This window comes from Streptomyces sp. NPDC052109 (genome assembly GCF_040680195.1).
Classification (GTDB): domain Bacteria; phylum Actinomycetota; class Actinomycetes; order Streptomycetales; family Streptomycetaceae; genus Streptomyces.
The window spans coordinates 964766-981155 of record NZ_JBFAWF010000001.1 but is presented as its reverse complement, the minus strand read 5'-3'; the positions used below and the strand labels follow the sequence as shown (position 1 = coordinate 981155).

Annotated in this window: 13 protein-coding genes; 8 read left to right on the top strand and 5 right to left on the bottom strand. The window is 73.5% G+C overall.

The features are described from left to right. The first annotated feature begins 12 nt into the window (after positions 1-12). The 3 genes from sucB to aceE all read left to right on the top strand — a co-directional run bounded on the left by sucB (position 13) and on the right by aceE (position 5693). On the top strand, positions 13-1815 hold the full coding sequence (sucB, locus tag AB0L59_RS04470) for a 2-oxoglutarate dehydrogenase, E2 component, dihydrolipoamide succinyltransferase (RefSeq protein ID WP_365579060.1): 1803 nt from the start codon (positions 13-15) through the stop codon (positions 1813-1815). A 281-nt stretch (positions 1816-2096) separates the two neighbouring features. After that, positions 2097-2720 (top strand): GntR family transcriptional regulator, encoded by a 624-nt coding sequence (locus AB0L59_RS04465; RefSeq protein ID WP_365579058.1) that lies wholly within the window; start codon positions 2097-2099, stop codon positions 2718-2720. A gap of 270 nt (positions 2721-2990) precedes the next feature. Continuing rightward, entirely contained in the window at positions 2991-5693 is a 2703-nt protein-coding gene (gene aceE, locus AB0L59_RS04460; protein WP_365579056.1) for a pyruvate dehydrogenase (acetyl-transferring), homodimeric type, read from the top strand. A 70-nt stretch (positions 5694-5763) separates the two neighbouring features. Here aceE and AB0L59_RS04455 read toward each other — a convergent pair whose 3' ends face one another. Further along, positions 5764-7077 (bottom strand): protein kinase, encoded by a 1314-nt coding sequence (locus AB0L59_RS04455; RefSeq protein ID WP_365579054.1) that lies wholly within the window; start codon positions 7075-7077, stop codon positions 5764-5766. Between the two features lie 84 nt (positions 7078-7161). Here AB0L59_RS04455 and AB0L59_RS04450 point away from each other — a divergent pair, with 84 nt between their 5' ends. Both AB0L59_RS04450 and AB0L59_RS04445 read left to right on the top strand, forming a co-directional pair. Further along, positions 7162-8175, top strand: a complete 1014-nt coding sequence (locus AB0L59_RS04450) for a YafY family protein (RefSeq protein WP_365579052.1) — start codon at positions 7162-7164, stop codon at positions 8173-8175. 67 nt (positions 8176-8242) lie between these two features. Continuing rightward, entirely contained in the window at positions 8243-8761 is a 519-nt protein-coding gene (locus tag AB0L59_RS04445) for a DUF4240 domain-containing protein (RefSeq protein ID WP_365579521.1), read from the top strand. An 11-nt stretch (positions 8762-8772) separates the two neighbouring features. On the opposite strand, the gene AB0L59_RS04440 is transcribed toward AB0L59_RS04445, so the two are convergent. Together AB0L59_RS04440 and AB0L59_RS04435 are read right to left on the bottom strand one after the other, a co-directional pair. Then, positions 8773-9036, bottom strand: a complete 264-nt coding sequence (locus AB0L59_RS04440) for a hypothetical protein (protein WP_365579519.1) — start codon at positions 9034-9036, stop codon at positions 8773-8775. A 72-nt stretch (positions 9037-9108) separates the two neighbouring features. Continuing rightward, positions 9109-9894 carry a peptidoglycan recognition protein gene (locus AB0L59_RS04435; protein WP_365579517.1) on the bottom strand — a complete coding sequence of 262 codons (786 nt, stop codon included), beginning with the start codon at positions 9892-9894 and terminating at the stop codon, positions 9109-9111. 564 nt (positions 9895-10458) lie between these two features. Between AB0L59_RS04435 and AB0L59_RS04430 the strand changes: the two genes are divergently transcribed. Then, positions 10459-11643, top strand: coding sequence for a MarP family serine protease (locus AB0L59_RS04430; protein WP_365579050.1), 1185 nt, complete (start codon positions 10459-10461; stop codon positions 11641-11643). A 3-nt stretch (positions 11644-11646) separates the two neighbouring features. Here the strand turns inward: AB0L59_RS04430 and AB0L59_RS04425 are convergent, their stop codons facing one another. Next, positions 11647-12126 (bottom strand): GNAT family N-acetyltransferase, encoded by a 480-nt coding sequence (locus AB0L59_RS04425; protein ID WP_365579048.1) that lies wholly within the window; start codon positions 12124-12126, stop codon positions 11647-11649. A gap of 65 nt (positions 12127-12191) precedes the next feature. Between AB0L59_RS04425 and AB0L59_RS04420 the strand changes: the two genes are divergently transcribed. Further along, positions 12192-13088: a TIGR01777 family oxidoreductase gene (locus AB0L59_RS04420; RefSeq protein WP_365579046.1), complete on the top strand. Its 897-nt coding sequence runs from the start codon at positions 12192-12194 to the stop codon at positions 13086-13088. 256 nt (positions 13089-13344) lie between these two features. Further along, on the top strand, positions 13345-14709 hold the full coding sequence (locus tag AB0L59_RS04415) for an NAD(P)/FAD-dependent oxidoreductase (RefSeq protein ID WP_365579044.1): 1365 nt from the start codon (positions 13345-13347) through the stop codon (positions 14707-14709). 93 nt (positions 14710-14802) lie between these two features. Here the strand turns inward: AB0L59_RS04415 and AB0L59_RS04410 are convergent, their stop codons facing one another. Further along, a complete protein-coding gene (locus AB0L59_RS04410) occupies positions 14803-16266 on the bottom strand; it encodes a regulator (RefSeq protein ID WP_365579042.1) in 1464 nt (487 codons plus the stop codon). Positions 16267-16390 lie beyond the last annotated feature (124 nt).

Below are 16390 nucleotides of genomic sequence, written 5' to 3'. Positions count from 1 at the left end.
GCAACCGAAACCATGGCGGTTTCCGTAACCCTTCCGGCGCTCGGTGAGAGCGTCACCGAGGGCACTGTCACCCGCTGGCTGAAGGCCGAGGGCGAGCGAGTCGAGGCCGACGAGCCGCTGCTCGAGGTGTCGACCGACAAGGTCGACACCGAGATCCCCTCGCCCGCCTCCGGCGTGCTGGCCTCCATCAAGGTCGCCGAGGACGAGACCGTAGAGGTCGGCGCCGAGCTGGCCGTCATCGACGACGGCAGCGGCGCCCCCGCGGCCGCGCCGGCCCCCGCCGCCGAGGCTCCGGCTCCGGCCGCCGAGCCCGCCCCGGCCCCGGTCGCCGAGGCCCCCGCGGCTCCGGCCCCCGCCGCCGCTCCGGCCGCCCCGGCCGGTGGCGCCCAGGGCACCGACGTGGTCCTGCCCGCGCTCGGTGAGTCCGTCACCGAGGGCACCGTCACCCGCTGGCTGAAGTCGGTCGGTGACTCCGTCGAGGCCGACGAGCCGCTGCTCGAGGTCTCCACGGACAAGGTCGACACCGAGATCCCGGCGCCCGCCTCCGGCGTGCTGCTCGAGATCGTGGTCGGCGAGGACGAGACCGCCGAGGTCGGCGCCAAGCTCGCCGTCATCGGCGCCCCGGGTGCCGCCCCGGCCGCCGCTCCGGCTCCGGCCGCCCCGGCTCCGGCCCCCGCCGCCGCTGCCCCGGCGGCCCCGGCTCCGGCGGCCCCGGCCGCGCCCGCTGCCCCGGCTCCGGCGCCCGCCGCTCCGGCCGCGCCCGTCGCTGCCGCCCCGGCCCCGGCCCAGCCCGCGGCTCCGGCGCCCGCCCCGGCTCCGGCTCCGGCCCCGGTCACCCCGGCGACCGCGCCCACCCACCCGACCGCCACCCAGGCGACCGACGAGGGTGCGTACGTCACCCCGCTGGTGCGCAAGCTCGCCGCCGAGAACGGCGTCGACCTGGCCACCGTCAAGGGCACCGGCGTCGGCGGCCGTATCCGCAAGCAGGACGTCATCGCCGCCGCCGAGGCCGCGAAGGCCGCCGCCGCTCCGGCCCCGGCCGCCGCCCCGGCCGCAGCCGCCGCGAAGAAGGCCCCGGCGCTGGAGGTCTCCCCGCTGCGTGGCCAGACCGTCAAGATGCCGCGGATCCGCAAGGTCATCGGCGACAACATGGTCAAGGCGCTGCACGAGCAGGCACAGCTGTCGTCGGTCGTCGAGGTGGACGTCACCCGCCTGATGCGCCTGCGCGCCCAGGCCAAGGACTCCTTCGCCGCGCGCGAGGGCGTCAAGCTCTCCCCGATGCCGTTCTTCGTGAAGGCGGCGGCCCAGGCGCTGAAGGCCCACCCGGTCATCAACGCCAAGATCAACGAGGCCGAGGGCACGATCACCTACTTCGACTCCGAGAACATCGGTATCGCGGTGGACTCCGAGAAGGGCCTGATGACCCCGGTCATCAAGCACGCCGGCGACCTCAACATCGCGGGCATCGCCAAGGCCACGGCGGAGCTGGCCGGCAAGGTCCGCGCCAACAAGATCACCCCGGACGAGCTGTCCGGCGCGACCTTCACCATCTCCAACACCGGCTCGCGCGGCGCGCTGTTCGACACGATCATCGTGCCGCCGGGTCAGGTCGCGATCCTCGGCATCGGTGCCACGGTCAAGCGTCCGGCCGTCATCGAGACCGAGGAGGGCACGGTCATCGGCGTCCGCGACATGACCTACCTGACCCTCTCCTACGACCACCGCCTGGTCGACGGCGCCGACGCGGCCCGTTACCTGACGGCGGTCAAGGCGATCCTGGAGGCGGGCGAGTTCGAGGTCGAGCTGGGCCTGTAATCGCCGTCACTCCGACACCTTCGGTGCCCTTGCCTGGAAGTCGCGGGCAAGGGCACCGACGTTTGGGGGCGGTGTCCCTGGGCGGCTCCGCCGCGTGGGCGCGAGATACCACCGACGAGCCGCGCACGCCCCACAAGGGACGGAACCGACCGTTGGGCGTGTTTGCCCCCACGGACGCCGTGTAAGCCTTCTCTCACCTGCAGGAAAGCACCCCACACGCCCTACCCGCGGAGCGAACCCCCCGTATTGTCTAAACGTCAGCCCTCCCTAAGGAGCCCTCAATGACCGCGCCCGTCGTCCACTCGCTGCGCGACCAGATCCGCGAGCACATCGTGGAGGGAATCGTCAGCGGGCGCTGGCAGCCGGGCGAGCGGATCGTGGAGCGACGGATCGCCACCGAGCTGGAGGTCAGCCAGACCCCGGTGCGCGAGGCGCTGCGCGAGCTGGAGTCGCTGCGGCTGATCGAGTCCGCGCCGAACAAGGGCGTCCGGGTACGGAATCTGACCGCTGCCGACCTGGAGGAGAGCTACCCGGTCCGGGCCGGGCTGGAAGCCATCGCGGCGGAGCTGGCCGCCGACCGCCTCGCCGAGGACTGCTCGGCCCTGGAGCCGCACGTCCTGGCCCTGTACGAGGCCGACCGCGAGGCCGACGGCACCGCCCAGGTCCGTCACACGGTCGGCTTCCACCGCGAACTCGTGCGTGCCGCGCGCAACTCGGTGCTGCTGCACACCTGGGAGGGTCTGGGCATCGAGGTCTTCACGGCGCTGTCCATCCGCTGGCTGGGCACGGTCCAGCAGTCGTACGCGGAGGAGCACGAGGAGTTGGTACAGGCCTTCAAGCGGCGGGATCCGCGGATCGCGGAGCTGGTGAAGGCGCACGTTCTGGGATGCGCTCCCCGGCCCTGATGCAGCCGAGCACGCCCTCGCTCAAACGCCGCCTCACCTGCGAAAACAAGGCGACCTCGCGTCACCGGGTGCCATCCACGAAGGCACCGGGTGCCTACTTTCTCGGAATCGAGACTTTTTCCCCCTGAACCCTTTGATCGATCATCGATCAACGAGTTACAGTCGCCGACGGACTTCCACCGAAGTCCTCGCCCTGTCCTGCCAAAGACCTAGGGCACCCCCGAACCCTTACCGATGAGGGAACCCCCTTCGACTGAGGAAGGCGGCGACATGACCGACCCCAACGCCATCCAGCCGAGCGCGCTCGACCAGCTCCCCGACCGCGACCCGGAGGAGACCGCCGAATGGCAGGCCTCCCTCGACGCCGTCGCCAGGGAGGCCGGGCCGCACCGCGCCGCGTACCTGATGCGCCGCACGCTGGAGCGCGCCGAGGCGGGCGGCATCGCGCTGCCGAAGCTCCTCGAGACGGACTACGTCAACACCATCCCCACCTCCGCCGAGCCGGGTCTGCCCGGTGACCCGGAGATGGAGGCCCGCATCACCGCGTGGAACCGCTGGAACGCGGCCGCGATGGTGACCCGTGGCTCGAAGCACGGCGTAGGCGGCCACATCGCCACCTTCGCCTCCGCGGCCTGGCTGTACGAGACCGGCTTCAACCACTTCTTCAAGGGCAAGGAGGGCGACGGGTCCGGCGACCAGCTGTACATCCAGGGCCACGCCTCCCCCGGCATCTACGCCCGCGCCTTCCTCGACGGCCGCCTGAACGAGGCGCACCTGGACAACTTCCGCCAGGAGGCCGGCGGCAACGGTCTGCCGTCGTACCCGCACCCGCGCCGCCTGCCCTGGCTGTGGGAGTTCCCGACGGTGTCGATGGGCCTCGGCCCGCTCTCCGCGATCTACCAGGCGCGCTTCAACCGCTACCTCACCAACCGCGGCATCAAGGACGTCTCGGCGTCCCACGTCTGGGCCTTCCTCGGCGACGGCGAGATGGACGAGCCGGAGTCGACCGCGGCCCTCGCCCTCGCCGCCCGTGAGGAGTTGGACAACCTCACCTTCGTCATCAACTGCAACCTGCAGCGCCTGGACGGCCCGGTCCGCGCCAACTTCAAGATCGTGCAGGAGCTGGAGGCCCAGTTCCGCGGCGCCGGCTGGAACGTCGTCAAGACGCTGTGGGGCACGGCCTGGGACGAGCTGTTCCAGCTCGACACCACCGGCGCGCTGGTACGCCGGCTGCGCGAGGTACCGGACGCGCAGATCCAGACGTACCAGACCCGTGGCGCCGCCTACATCCGCGAGGACTTCTTCGGCAAGGACCCGGCGCTCGCCGAGATGGCGAAGCTGCTGAGCGACGACAAGATCCTCGAGTGCTTCCACCTCTCGCGCGGTGGTCACGAGGCCCGCAAGGTCTACGCCGCGTACAAGGCCGCCGTCGAGCACAAGGGCGCGCCGACCGTGATCCTGGCCCAGACGGTCAAGGGCCACACCCTGGGCGAGGGCTTCGCGTCGAAGAACGCCAACCACCAGATGAAGAAGCTGACGGTGGACGAGTTCAAGACGATGCGCGACCTGCTCGGCCTGCCGATCAAGGACAGTGACTTCGTCGACGGCGTGGTCCCCTACGGCCACCCGGGCGCCGACTCCCCCGAGGTCCGCTACCTCCAAGAGCGCCGCGCGGCCCTCGGCGGCCCCGCCCCGGCCCGCCGCACGCACGCGCTGGCCCCGCTGCCGGCCCCGGCCGAGAAGGCGTTCGCCTCCTTCGACAAGGGCTCCGGCTCGCAGAACGTGGCCACCACCATGGCCTTCGTCCGCCTGGTCAAGGACCTGGTCCGCGACAAGGAGACGGGCCGGCGCTGGGTGCCGATCGTCCCCGACGAGGCGCGCACCTTCGGCATGGAGTCGCTGTTCCCGTCGCTCGGGATCTACTCCCCCAAGGGCCAGACGTACGAGCCGGTCGACCGCGACCAGCTGATGTACTACAAGGAGGCCAAGAACGGCCAGATCCTCAACGAGGGGATCACCGAGGCCGGTTCGATGGCCGACTTCATCGCCGCGTCCACCGCGTACGCCACGCACGGCGAGGCGATGATCCCGTTCTACATCTTCTACTCGATGTTCGGCTGGCAGCGCACCGCCGACCAGATGTGGCAGCTCGGCGACCAGCTCGGCCGCGGCTTCCTCGTCGGCGCGACGGCCGGCCGTACGACCCTGACGGGTGAGGGCCTGCAGCACGCCGACGGCCACTCCCCGGTCATCGCCGCGACCAACCCGGCGGCGCTGACGTACGACCCCGCTTTCGCCTACGAGATCGCGGTGATCGTGCGTGAGGGTCTGCGCCGGATGTACGGCGAGGCCAAGCCGGGCGAGGACCAGAACGTCTTCTACTACCTGACGGTCTACAACGAGCCGCTTCCGCAGCCCGCCAAGCCGCAGGGCCTCGGCATCGACGAGGGCATCGTCAAGGGCCTGTACCGCTTCAACACGGCGGAGTCGGCGGGGCTGTCCCCGGCCGCCAACGCCCCGCGCATCCAGCTGCTCGGCTCCGGTACGGCGATCCACTGGGCCGTCGAGGCGCAGAGGCTGCTGGCCGAGGAGTGGGGTGTCGCGGCCGACGTCTGGTCGGCGACCTCCTGGTCCGAGCTGCGCCGCGACGCGATGGAGGCGGACGCCGCGCTCCTGCGCGGCGAGGAGCGGGTGCCGTACGTCCGCCAGGCGCTGCAGGGCGCCGAGGGCCCGGTGCTGGCCGTCTCCGACTACATGCGCCAGGTCCCGGACCAGATCGCGCAGTGGGTCGAGCAGGACTGGTCCTCGCTGGGCGCCGACGGCTTCGGTCTGTCGGACACCCGTGAGGCCGCCCGTCGCCACTTCGGGGTCGACGCCCCGTCGATCGTCGTCGCGGCGCTGGCCCAGCTCGCCAGGCGCGGCGAGGTGAAGGCGACCGCGGTCAAGGAGGCCCGGGAGAAGTACGGGCTGTAAGCGCCCGACTCAGGCCGTCGCGGCGGGCGGAGGAGGGTGACCTTCTCGGTCCGCCGCGGCGGCGTTTCCGTCACCCCTCACCGAGGGACCGAGGCTCCTGCGAGGGCCGATCCACTCGGGCCAGCGCGGTCTGCAGTTCGGTCAGCTCCCGCAGGATCGTGGCGCGCTGTTCGACCAGCCCGCCGACCGGGGTGAACTTGCTCTCCGCCAGGATCGCGGCCACCGTGCGCCGCAGTCCGCCCAGCGCGTCGTTCGAGAGGGCCCGGTGGGCCTCTTCCCGCGCCTCGGCCAGCAGCCCGGCGGCGTCGGCCTTCGCCTTCCCGACGATCCGCGCGCCCTCGCGCTCGGCCCGCGTCCGGCACTCCGCGCCGTAGGCCTCCGCGTCGGCGCGCACCTGCTGGGCCGCCGCCTCCGCCCGTTCGCGGTACTGCTCGGCCGCGCGCCGGGCCTCCTCGCGCAGTTCCCGGGCGTCTTCGAGGGCGGCTTCGCGCAGCGCTGCGGCCTCCGCCTCGGCGTCGGCCCGCCCCGGCGCGGCTGCCGTCCCGGCGTCGACGGCGCTCAGCGCGTCGAGGACGTCGCGGGCCGTGGCGGGACGCTCCTCGGGGGTGCGGGCCAGCAGACCGAGGACGAGTGTGTCCAGCTCGGGCGGGATGGCGGGGTTCAACCCGCGCGCCGGCTCGATCCGGCCCTCGAAGAGCAGACGCATCTGCGCGTACGCGTTGTCGGCCACGAGCGGGGGCCGGCCGGTGAGCATGAAGTGGAGCAGGCAGCCGAAGGAGTACAGGTCGGTGCGGTGGTCCACGGCGCGTTCGCCGCGCGCCTGCTCCGGCGACATGTAGAGCAGGCTGCCGATGGCGACGCCCGTGCCGGTGAGCCCGTTGACGAGGACGGTGTCGCCGAGGAACTTGGCGATGCCGAAGTCCAGCACCTTCAGGTTGCCGTCCGCGTCGAACATGACGTTCTCCGGCTTGATGTCCCGGTGCACGATGCCCTGCCGGTGCGCGGCGTCGAGGGCGGCGGCGACCTGCCGGGCCCAGGCCACGGCCCGCTGCCAGGACGGACGTTCCTGCAGGACCGCGTCGTACAGGGTCCGCCCGGTCAGGCGCTCCATCACCATGTAGAGCACGCGTTCGCCGTCGAGGACGGCCTCGCCGCAGTCATGGGCGATGACCGTGTACCGGCCGGGCAGCCGCGCCGCCGACCTGATCTCGCGGCGGAACCGCAGGAAGGTCTCGTGCTCCCCCATCCGCGGCAGCGCGGTGACGAGCTTGACCGCGACGTCACGGTGCATCCGCGCGTCCCTCGCGGCCCACACCTGCCCCATGCCGCCCCGGCCCAGCCGTTCGACCAGTTCGTACCGGCCGTCGAGGATCTCCCCCCGCATGCCCCGCCCCTTCCCCCGCTCCCCATGGGCCTCAAGCGTAGGAGACCCGCGCCGGGGCGGCGGGCTTCGTGGCAGGCTGACGCCATGCGTGCGGCCCGTCTCATCAAGATGGTGCTCCTGCTGCAGTCCCGGCCGTCGATGACCGCCGCCGAACTCGCGCGGGAGCTGGAGGTGTCGGAGCGGACGGTCACCCGGGACGCGCAGGCGCTGTCGGAGGCGGGGGTGCCGGTGTACGCGGACCGGGGGCGGGCCGGCGGGTACCGGCTGATCGGCGGGTACCGGACGCGGCTGACGGGGCTGGCCAGGAGCGAGGCGGAGGCGCTGTTCCTGAGCGGGGTGCCGGGGGCGCTGCGGGAGATGGGCCTGGAGGATGCCCACTGTGCCGCCCGGCTGAAGGTTTCCGCGGCGCTGTCGCCGTCCCTCCGCGATGCCCCGGACAGCGCCGCCCAGCGGTTCCACCTGGACGCGCCGGCCTGGTTCCGGGAGCCGGAGACGCCCGCGCTGCTGCCGGTGGTCGCGGAGGCCGTGTGGGACGACCGCCGGCTGACCGCCCGGTACCGGCGGAGTGCGGACGAGGTCGAGCGGTTGCTGGAGCCGTACGGGCTGGTGCTGAAGGCGGGCGCCTGGTATCTCTGCGCGCGGGTGGCGGACGGCGGCTCCTCGTCGACGTACCGGACCTACCGGATCGACCGGTTCAGCGCCGTGGAGCCGCTGGAGGAACGGTTCGCCCGTGATCCGGACTTCGATCTCCCCGGCTACTGGGCCGAGCAGGCCGAGCGGTTCGCGCGCTCGATCCTGCGCGCCGAGGTCGTCGTACGGCTGTCCCCGGAGGGCGTGCGCGGGCTTCGGTACGCCGTCGATCCGCTGTCGGCTCGCGAGGCGGTCGGCGCGGTGGGCGAGCCGGACGCGGCGGGCTGGGTGACGGTGACGCTGCCGGTGGAGTCCGAGGAGGTCGCGCACGCGCAGCTGACGGCGCTCGGGGCGGAGGCGGAGGTGCTGGCCCCGCAGAGCCTGCGGGAGCGGTTCGCGCGGGACGCGGCCCGGCTGGCCGCGCTGTACGGCGGTCCGCGCCCGCAAGGCCGTACCGACGCCGGATAACGATCCGCCCGTACTCCGGCGTACTCCGCGTGCGTCCCACCGGTGGAGGCCCGATGCTGGTGCCGTGATGGACGAGACGGAGTTCTGGGAGCTGATCGACGCCACCCGCGAGACCGCCGGGGGTGACCCCGAGGAACAGGCCGACGTGCTCGTGGACCGGCTGCTCCAGTTGGACCCCGACCTGGTCCTGGACTTCGCCCGTCACTTCGAGGCCCGCTACAACCGCGCGTACCGCTGGGACCTGTGGGGCGCCGCCTGGGTGCTGCTGGACGGTGCCAGCGACGACGCGTTCGACTTCTTCCGGTGCTGGCTGATCGGCCAGGGCCGGGAGGTCTACGAGGGCGCCGTGCACGATCCGGACTCGCTGGCGGAGCTGCTGGGCGAGTTCGACGAGGAGATCGACGGCGACGGCGAGGAGCTGGGCTATGCCGCGGACGAGGCCTATGAACAGCTGACCGGCACCGTCGCGCCCGATCTGGGCATCGCCCCGGCGCCCGCCGAGCCGGAGGGCACCCCCGTGGACTTCGAGAACGAGCGGGCGCTCGCCGAACGGTTTCCCCGGCTGTGGGACCGCTTCCGGGAGTAGCCCCACACGGCTCAGCCGGCTGCCGTGCGCCCGCGGGTGCTGTCGCCCGGCAGGTCGGCCCGGGGCTGGTCGACCTGGGGCCGGTCGGCCCGTGCCGCGTGGCGGAGCGGGGCGGCGTTGGCCTGGTCGAGGGCGGACGCGGTGGCCGCGGCCGGGCCGAGGACGACGGTCACGGCCGCGCAGAGCACCGCCCAGGGCCCCCGCGCGGTCCGCGTCCCGTGCTCCCGCTCGGTCGCCCGGTCCGTGGACCCGGCACGCGTGCGGCTGCTGTCCATGATTCCCACCTCCAGCCGGCTTGTTTCGTTCATGACCGTAGGGCGCGGTTCTCGGAGCGGGCTGCGTGGCATCTAAGGGGTCCCTGTGTGCGGTGTGAGGGTGGTCGGGGTGATCCGGCCCTGGAGGCGGGCGGCCTGCTCCCTTATCTCGGGGAGGCGGGCGGTGAGCGCGGCGCCGGGACAGCTCGTCATGAACCCGGCGTTGTGGCCGGCCAGGACGGGCAGGGTGACGGGGGTGCCGGCCTTGTACCGGCTGAGGCTGTTGCTGGAGACCAGGCGGACGCTCGCGCGCGGGTCGATGTCGGCGAGGCCCAGTTTCCAGGCGGCCAGGGCGGCGATCGCGTCGGTCATGGCGCGGGGCACGGGGACGCCGGCGGTGAAGGTGCCGAGGGCGGCGATGCCGGCGGTGCGGTGGTTGAAGCCCTGGGTGTGGGCGCCGGTGACGGGCCGGTCGGCACCTCCGGCGCGGCCTTCGTAGATGGTGCCGCAGCGGTCGACGATGAAGTTGTAGCCGATGTCGTCCCAGTTCCGGGCGCCGGTCTGGCCGGCGTACAGACGCCGGATGATCTCCGGCGCGTCGGCGCAGTTGTACGCGCTCGGCGAGTCGGTGTGGTGGAGGAAGACGGCGACGACCTTGTCGTCGTAGCGCGGGGGCGGCTGGGTGCGCCCGGCGGTGCCCAGCCAGACCGAGCGGGGCACGATGTGCGGTCGGGCGGCGCGGTGGGCCACCGGGGTGCGGGCGGGGCGGTCGGAGCGGGCCTCAGCGGGGCGCTCGACGCCGCCGGCGCAAAGGGCGAGGGTGAGGACGGCCGCCAGACCGGGCAGACAGCCGAGCAGCACCGACAAGGGGGTGGGTATTCGCCGGACGCCCCGGCGCCGCTTGCCCGGCGGCCCCGGTCTCTCGGGCGGCCGCGGGGCACCCGGCAGGTCCGGCGGGTCCGGCGGGTCCGGCAGATCCGGCGGGTCCGGTGTCTCCGCCGGCTTCGCTGCCTTCGCCGGCTCGGACATCCCCGTGGCGCCGGGGGGCTCCGCGCTGCCTGGCGTCTGCGGTGTCCCGGATATCTCCGGGCTCCCCGCCGGCCGGGAAGTCCCGGGGGTAGCCGGACCCCCCGGTGTCTGCGTTGTCTCCGGGGTCCCCCGCGTCTCGGTGGTCCCGGGCGTCTCCTGGCTCCCCGGCGTCTGCGCGGCCGGGGGCGTCTCCAGTGTTCTTCGGAGGTCGTGCATGGTGCCACTCTCGGACCGCCGGCCCGTGCCCGCGATGTGCGCTGTGCCACCTGGCGGAACCATCGTCCCGGTCCGGGACGTTTCTGGGGGTACACACATACGTGGCCGGTTCGCGTTCGGGTGATCGGCCCCCGAGAGGGTGACTGATCACCGGGCCCGTCCCGTCCGTACTGAGGGGTCCTAGAGAAAGGCGGCTCCGTGGACCTGCTCGACCTGGTGCTTGCACTGGTGGTCATCGTCTACGCGGCGTCCGGGTACCGGCGCGGGCTGGTGGCGGGCTGTGTCTCGCTGGCCGGTTTCGTGGGCGGCGCCGTCGTCGGCGTGTGGGTGCTGCCCTGGATCACCGGCCTGGTGGAGCGGGGTACGGTGCAGGCGACGGTGCTCGCGGTGGTGACGGTGCTGGTGCCGGCGCTGGTGGGGCATGAGCTGGCGGGCCGGCTGGCGCTCCGGCTGCGTGGGGAGCTGGACCGGGGCCCGCTGCGGGTGCTGGACGGGGCGGGGGGCGCGGCGGCGAACGCGGTCGCGGTGCTGATCGTGGCCTGGGTGGCGGCGAGCGTGCTCGGCGCGGCCCCGTCACAGACGCTGGCCTCGCAGATACGGAACTCGACGCTGCTGGGCGCCGTGCAGCGGGCGATGCCGGACACGACGCCCGCGTGGTTCTCGCGGGCCACGTCGGCGCTGACCGAGGCGGGCTTCCCCCAGGTCTTCAACCCGTTCGAGAACGAGTCCACGGCCCGGGTGGCCCGCCCCTCCGGCGACAGCGTGACACCGGCCGCGACCAGCGCCGCGAAGCTGAGCACGGTCAAGATCGAGGGCGTCTCGGGCAACGAGGGCCGCGAGGGCAGCGGTTTCGTCTACGCCGCCCAGCGCGTGATGACCAACGCCCACGTGGTGGCGGGCATCGACCACCCGAGCGTGCGGGTGGGCGGCGTCGGGCGGTCGTACGAGGCCCGGGTGGTGCTCTTCGACGCGGACCGGGACGTGGCGGTGCTGTATGTGCCCGGACTGCACGCCCCGGTGCTGCACTTCGACACGAGCGCGGCGCGCGGGGACGCGGCGGTGGTCGCGGGCTATCCGCAGGACGGCGGCCTGAACCTGCAGGCGGCGACGGTGGCGAGCCGCGTGGAGGCGACCGGGCAGAACATCTACAACAACGGCGCGGTCACCCGGGACATCTACGCGATCCGCTCCACGGTCCGTCCGGGCAACTCCGGCGGCCCGCTGCTGACCACGACCGGCAAGGTGTTCGGGATGGTCTTCGCGCGCTCCACCTCGGACGGCGAGACGGGATATGTGCTGACGGCGGACGAGTTGGCGGGCGACGCCCACCGCTCGGCCACGGCGACGGCGCCCGTGGACACGGGCCAGCTGGTCAGCTCCTGACGGTCACAGGCGCCGGCCCATGAGCACGTCGTCGACGTAGGCGCCGTCGAGGAGGAACTCCTCCGGCTGCACCCCCTCGACGGCGAACCCCTCGGCCTCGTACAGCGCGCGGGCCGGGGCGTTGTGCCCGAGCACGCGCAGGGTGAGGCGCCGTGCGCCGCGGCCGCGCGCCGCCTCGGCCGCGGCCCGGATCAGCGCGCGCCCCAGTCCCCGCCCGCGCACCTCCTCGGCGACGGCGAGGCCCTGGATCTGCAGGACGTGCGCGTTGGAGGCCAGCGGGGTCGGGCGGGCGAGGCGCACATAGCCGACGACCCGCCCCTCGGCTTCGGCGACCAGGTAGTCCTCCGGGAGGTGGCGCTCGTCGAAGAAGGGCCCCTCCGGCGGGGGCGACACGGCGTGCAGGGTGGACCAGGTGGCCCGGTCGAGGACGGCCAGTTCCTCTTCGTCGGTGGGCACGGCGACGCGTATGTACTGCTCCGGCATGACGATCACCCTACGACGGCCGCCGGTTGCGCCCCACGGGGTTTTCGCCCGGGCATGCTGGGGCCATGGAACGTATGCGAATCGCCGTGGCCGGCGCGTCGGGGCTCATCGGCAGCGCCCTGGTGCGGTCCCTGACCGCGGACGGGCACGAGGTCGTACGCCTGGTGCGGCGGGGGGCCTCTGCCCCGGGCGAGGTCTGCTGGGACCCCGAGGGGCAGTACGTCGACGCGGCCGGGCTGACCGGCTGTGCCGCGGTGGTCAATCTGGCCGGGGCGGGGATCGGCGACCAGCGCTGGACGCCGTCGTACAAGCGGCTGCTGCGGGACAGCCGGGTGCTGGGCACGGCCGCGCTGGCGGAGGCGGTGGCCGCGCTGCCCGAGCCGCCGCGGGTCTTCGTCAGCGGCAGCGCGATCGGCATCTACGGCGACACCGGGGACCGGGTGGCGGACGAGGACACTCCGCCTGGCGACGGCTTCCTGCCCTCGCTGTGCGTGGAGTGGGAGGAGGCGGCGGCGCCCGCGCAGGAGGCGGGGGTGCGGACGGTGTTCCCGCGCACCGGGCTGGTGGTGGCCCGGGGCGGCGGGGCCTGGGGGCGGCTGTTCCCGCTGTTCCGGGCCGGTCTCGGGGGGCGGCTGGGCGACGGGCGGCAATACTGGTCGTACATCGCGCTGCACGACGAGGTCGCCGCGATCCGGCATCTCATCGACGACGACACCCTGTCCGGGCCGTTCAACCTGACGGCTCCCCGTCCACTGACGAACCGTGAGATCACGGCGGCGATGTCCCGCGTGCTGCGCCGCCCGGCCCCGTTCGCGGTACCGGCACCGGTGCTGCGGGCGGCGCTGGGTGAGCTGGCCGGTGATGTGCTGGGCGGCCAACGGGTGGTGCCGAAGCGGCTGTTGGAGTCGGGGTTCCGGTTCGCGTTTCCGGAGATCGACGAAGCGATTCGCGCCGCGGGTTGAGCCGACGTCGACGGACCGCGGTCGGTGTGGCACCGCCGGTACCGCCGTCGTGGCTGGGCACCGTTGCGGCGGAGAAGCGCGACTGCAACACAGGCGAACGAACGTGACCGTATGCGACCTCCATGCGACCGTGCCCTGTTGATGCGCGACTGTTCGTGACCGATCACGGCCCTACCCTCGACCCGAACTCGGGTATCGCTGGAGCCAGTTGGGGGCATGACGTCTCCACCGGCCGCGCAACCACAGGAGGGGCCTCGTGCTTGAGCCCGCGTACCAGGTGGACGTCGTCATCGTGGGAGCCGGAATCGCCGGACTCTCGGCGGCTCATCGGCTGACCAGCGCAGGAATTTCGACCGCAGTCCTCGAGGCCGCCCCCTGTGCCGGCGGCCGCATGTCGACGGAGAAGGTCGACGGCTTCCGGCTCGACCGCATCGGACAGCTGCTGTCCACGTCCTACCCCGAACTCCGCACGACCCCGGGCCTGGACTCCCTGGTGCTGCGCACCTTCGCGCCGGGCGTCCTGCTGCACCGCGACGGACGCATCCACCGCGCGGGCGCACCGGCGGCCGGAGGGAGCACAAGGGGCGCACTCCATGCGGTGCGCGCCCTCGCAAGCGCCCCCAGGGGGCCGGCGGCCACCCCCGGCCGTACCGGTGCCCCGGTGGGCGGTGCGGTCGACCAGGCCCGGCTCGGCGCCGCCCTGGGCCGCATCGCCGCCACCCCGGTCGAGCGCATCCTGGCCCGCCCCGAGATGCCGGCCGGCCAGGCCCTCGCCCAGCGCGGGCTGCCGCCACGCACGATCGACGGCTTCCTTCGCCCGCTGCTCGCCACGCTGTTGTGCGATCCCGGGCTCACCACCTCCAGCCGGTGCGCCGACCTCGCGCTGCGCGCCTTCGCGAGTGGGCGGCTGTGTGTGCCGGAGGGCGGCGCGGACGTGCTGCCGGAGCTGCTGGCACGGGCACTGCCGTCCGGCACCGTGCACACCGGGGTACGGGTGACCTCGGTGTCCACGACCTCGGTGGCCACCGCCGAGCACGGTGAGATCCGCTGCCGGGCGGTGCTGCTGGCGACCGACGCGCGCGCCGCGGCGGAGCTGCTGCCGGGACTGCGGATCCCGGACTTCCACCCGGTGACCGTGGTCCACCACACCACCGACGACCCGGCGGCGGCCTTCTCGACGGGCACCTCGCTGCTGCTGGACGCCGACCGGGGCGGGCCCGTGGCCCACACGGCGGTGCTCAGCACCGTGGATCCGAGCCGGGCACCGGTCGGCCGGGTGCTGATCTCCTCGACAGTGCTGGGCCCACCGCCCGAGGGCGTCGACACCGCGGTCCGCATCCACCTCTCCCGGCTCTACCGCACCTCGACGCGCCGCTGGGAGACGCTGGCCGTCCACCACACGCCGGAGGCGGTCCCGGCGATGCGCCCACCGCACGACCTGCGCCGCCCGGTACGCCTCCTGGCCGGCCTGTACGTCTGCGGCGACCACCGCGACACCAGCACGGTCCAGGGCGCCCTGCACTCCGCCCACCGGGCCGCGACGGCGATCCTGGCGGACCTGGGCGCGGCCGGTTCCCTGAATCGCGCGGATCCGGCGCCCACTGTGCCCAGGGCGGCGTGAACGCGCCTTCAGGGGCGCCGGGCACTGCGCGCCGGCCACGACGGCGCGCACCAAGGCGGGCGACCGCCACCCCCAGCGGCGAGTGGCGACGGGCTACCCCAACGCCGCCACCTTCTCCCGATATCCCCGCACCGGTGCCGCGTCCTTGTACGGCTCCAGCCGCCGCTCGAAGTCCCTCACGTACTCGATCGCGCGAGCGCTCCGCATCTCCGCCGCCTGGCCGGCGGCCTCCGCGGCGAGCGCGCACGCCTGGTCGAGTTCGCCGAGGCCGAGGTGGGCCGTGGCGAGGACGACGCGGCAGAAGAGGCGGCTGCGGGCGAAGGAGGGCGCGCGGAGCTGGAGGGAGCGTTCGGCGTGCTGGGCGGCCGCCCGGAACTGCTGCAGATCCCGGTGGCAGTGCCCGAACTCGTCGGCGAGCTGTGCCTCGTCGAAGAACTTCGCCCAGTACGGCACCTCGTCCCCGGGCCGGGCCGCCTCCAGGGCGCGCTCGGCCCGCACGAGCGCGGCCGTGCACGCCCGCACCTCGCCGAGCACGCCGTGCGCCCTCGCCTCGGAGGCGTGCAGCAGCGCCTGCACGACCGGCGGGCCACCGGTCCCCATCCCCTGCTGGGCGACCCGGGCCAGCTGCACCGCCTCCCGGCCGTGGCCGAGATAGACGGCCTGGCGGCTCATGGTGACCAGGACGTACGAGCCGTACGCGCGGTCACCGGCCGCCTGGGCGAGCCGCAGGGACTGCACGAAGTAGCGCTGGGCGAGTCCGTGCGCGGCGATGTCGTACGAGGTCCAGCCCGCGAGCCGGGTCAGGTCGGCGGCGGCGCCGAACAGGCGGCGGCCGGTCTGCTCGTCGTAGGAGCCGCGGAGCATCGGCTCGCACTCGTGCTCCAGGTAGCGCACGAGGGCCTGCCGGGCATGGCCGCCGCCGTAGCGGTCGTCGAGGGTGCGGAACAGCTCCCCGACCGAGCGCAGCGCGTTGATGTCACCTCCGGTGACCCGGTGGCCCGGCGCGCGATCGGCGTGCCCGCGGACCCGGGGCGGGACCGCGAGGGCCGGCCGGCCCGGGGGCCTGGCCGGGCGGCTCTGCGGGGGCACCCGGGGTGCGGGTTCGCGGGCCACCTTGTCGTCGGGCTTGCCGATCAGCCAGTCGCGGCTGGGCACCACGAGCCCCGCCGGGGTGAACGCGATCTTGCGCAGCTCGGCATGGCTGCCGGAGTCCTTGCGCCACAGCCCGCTGACGATGTCGACGGCCTCCTCCGGCGTGGCCGCGAACTCCAGCCCGGCGTACACCGGCGCGCACGCGTCCAGGCCGAGGTCCTGGGCCGTGAGCCGGCGCCCGAGCCGACGCGTGAAGACCTCGGCGATCAGGGCGGGCGTCGTCCCGCGCGGCTGCTGTCCGCGCAGCCAGCGGGTGACCGAGGTCTTGTCGTATCTGAGGTCCAGCCCGTGCTCCAGGCCGAGCTGGTCGACGCGACGGGCCAGACCCGCGTTGGAGAACCCCGCTTCTGCGATGAGCGCGGCGAGCTGGCGGTTGGGGGTGCGCTGCGCGGGTCGGTCCGTCATCTGCGGTGCGGTCTCCTGCCTTCCGGGCCTGACGAAGTGCCCGGTTTGCCTTTGAGCAGCCCTTATGGCCTCACGAACGGCGTGAATGTAGCGGAGAGTGAGCAGGCGATCGCACATTCCGCCA

What these genes read in the sequence shown, in the direction of transcription:
- AB0L59_RS04465 (WP_365579058.1), top strand. Translation starts at nt 2,097, where the DNA reads ATGACCGCGCCCGTCGTCCACTCGCTGCGCGACCAGATCCGCGAGCAC.
- AB0L59_RS04410 (WP_365579042.1), bottom strand. Translation starts at nt 16,266, where the DNA reads ATGACGGACCGACCCGCGCAGCGCACCCCCAACCGCCAGCTCGCCGCG.
- AB0L59_RS04440 (WP_365579519.1), bottom strand. Translation starts at nt 9,036, where the DNA reads ATGGACAGCAGCCGCACGCGTGCCGGGTCCACGGACCGGGCGACCGAG.
- AB0L59_RS04445 (WP_365579521.1), top strand. Translation starts at nt 8,243, where the DNA reads ATGGACGAGACGGAGTTCTGGGAGCTGATCGACGCCACCCGCGAGACC.
- aceE (WP_365579056.1), top strand. Translation starts at nt 2,991, where the DNA reads ATGACCGACCCCAACGCCATCCAGCCGAGCGCGCTCGACCAGCTCCCC.
- sucB (WP_365579060.1), top strand. Translation starts at nt 13, where the DNA reads ATGGCGGTTTCCGTAACCCTTCCGGCGCTCGGTGAGAGCGTCACCGAG.
- AB0L59_RS04455 (WP_365579054.1), bottom strand. Translation starts at nt 7,077, where the DNA reads ATGCGGGGGGAGATCCTCGACGGCCGGTACGAACTGGTCGAACGGCTG.
- AB0L59_RS04420 (WP_365579046.1), top strand. Translation starts at nt 12,192, where the DNA reads ATGGAACGTATGCGAATCGCCGTGGCCGGCGCGTCGGGGCTCATCGGC.
- AB0L59_RS04450 (WP_365579052.1), top strand. Translation starts at nt 7,162, where the DNA reads ATGCGTGCGGCCCGTCTCATCAAGATGGTGCTCCTGCTGCAGTCCCGG.
- AB0L59_RS04425 (WP_365579048.1), bottom strand. Translation starts at nt 12,126, where the DNA reads ATGCCGGAGCAGTACATACGCGTCGCCGTGCCCACCGACGAAGAGGAA.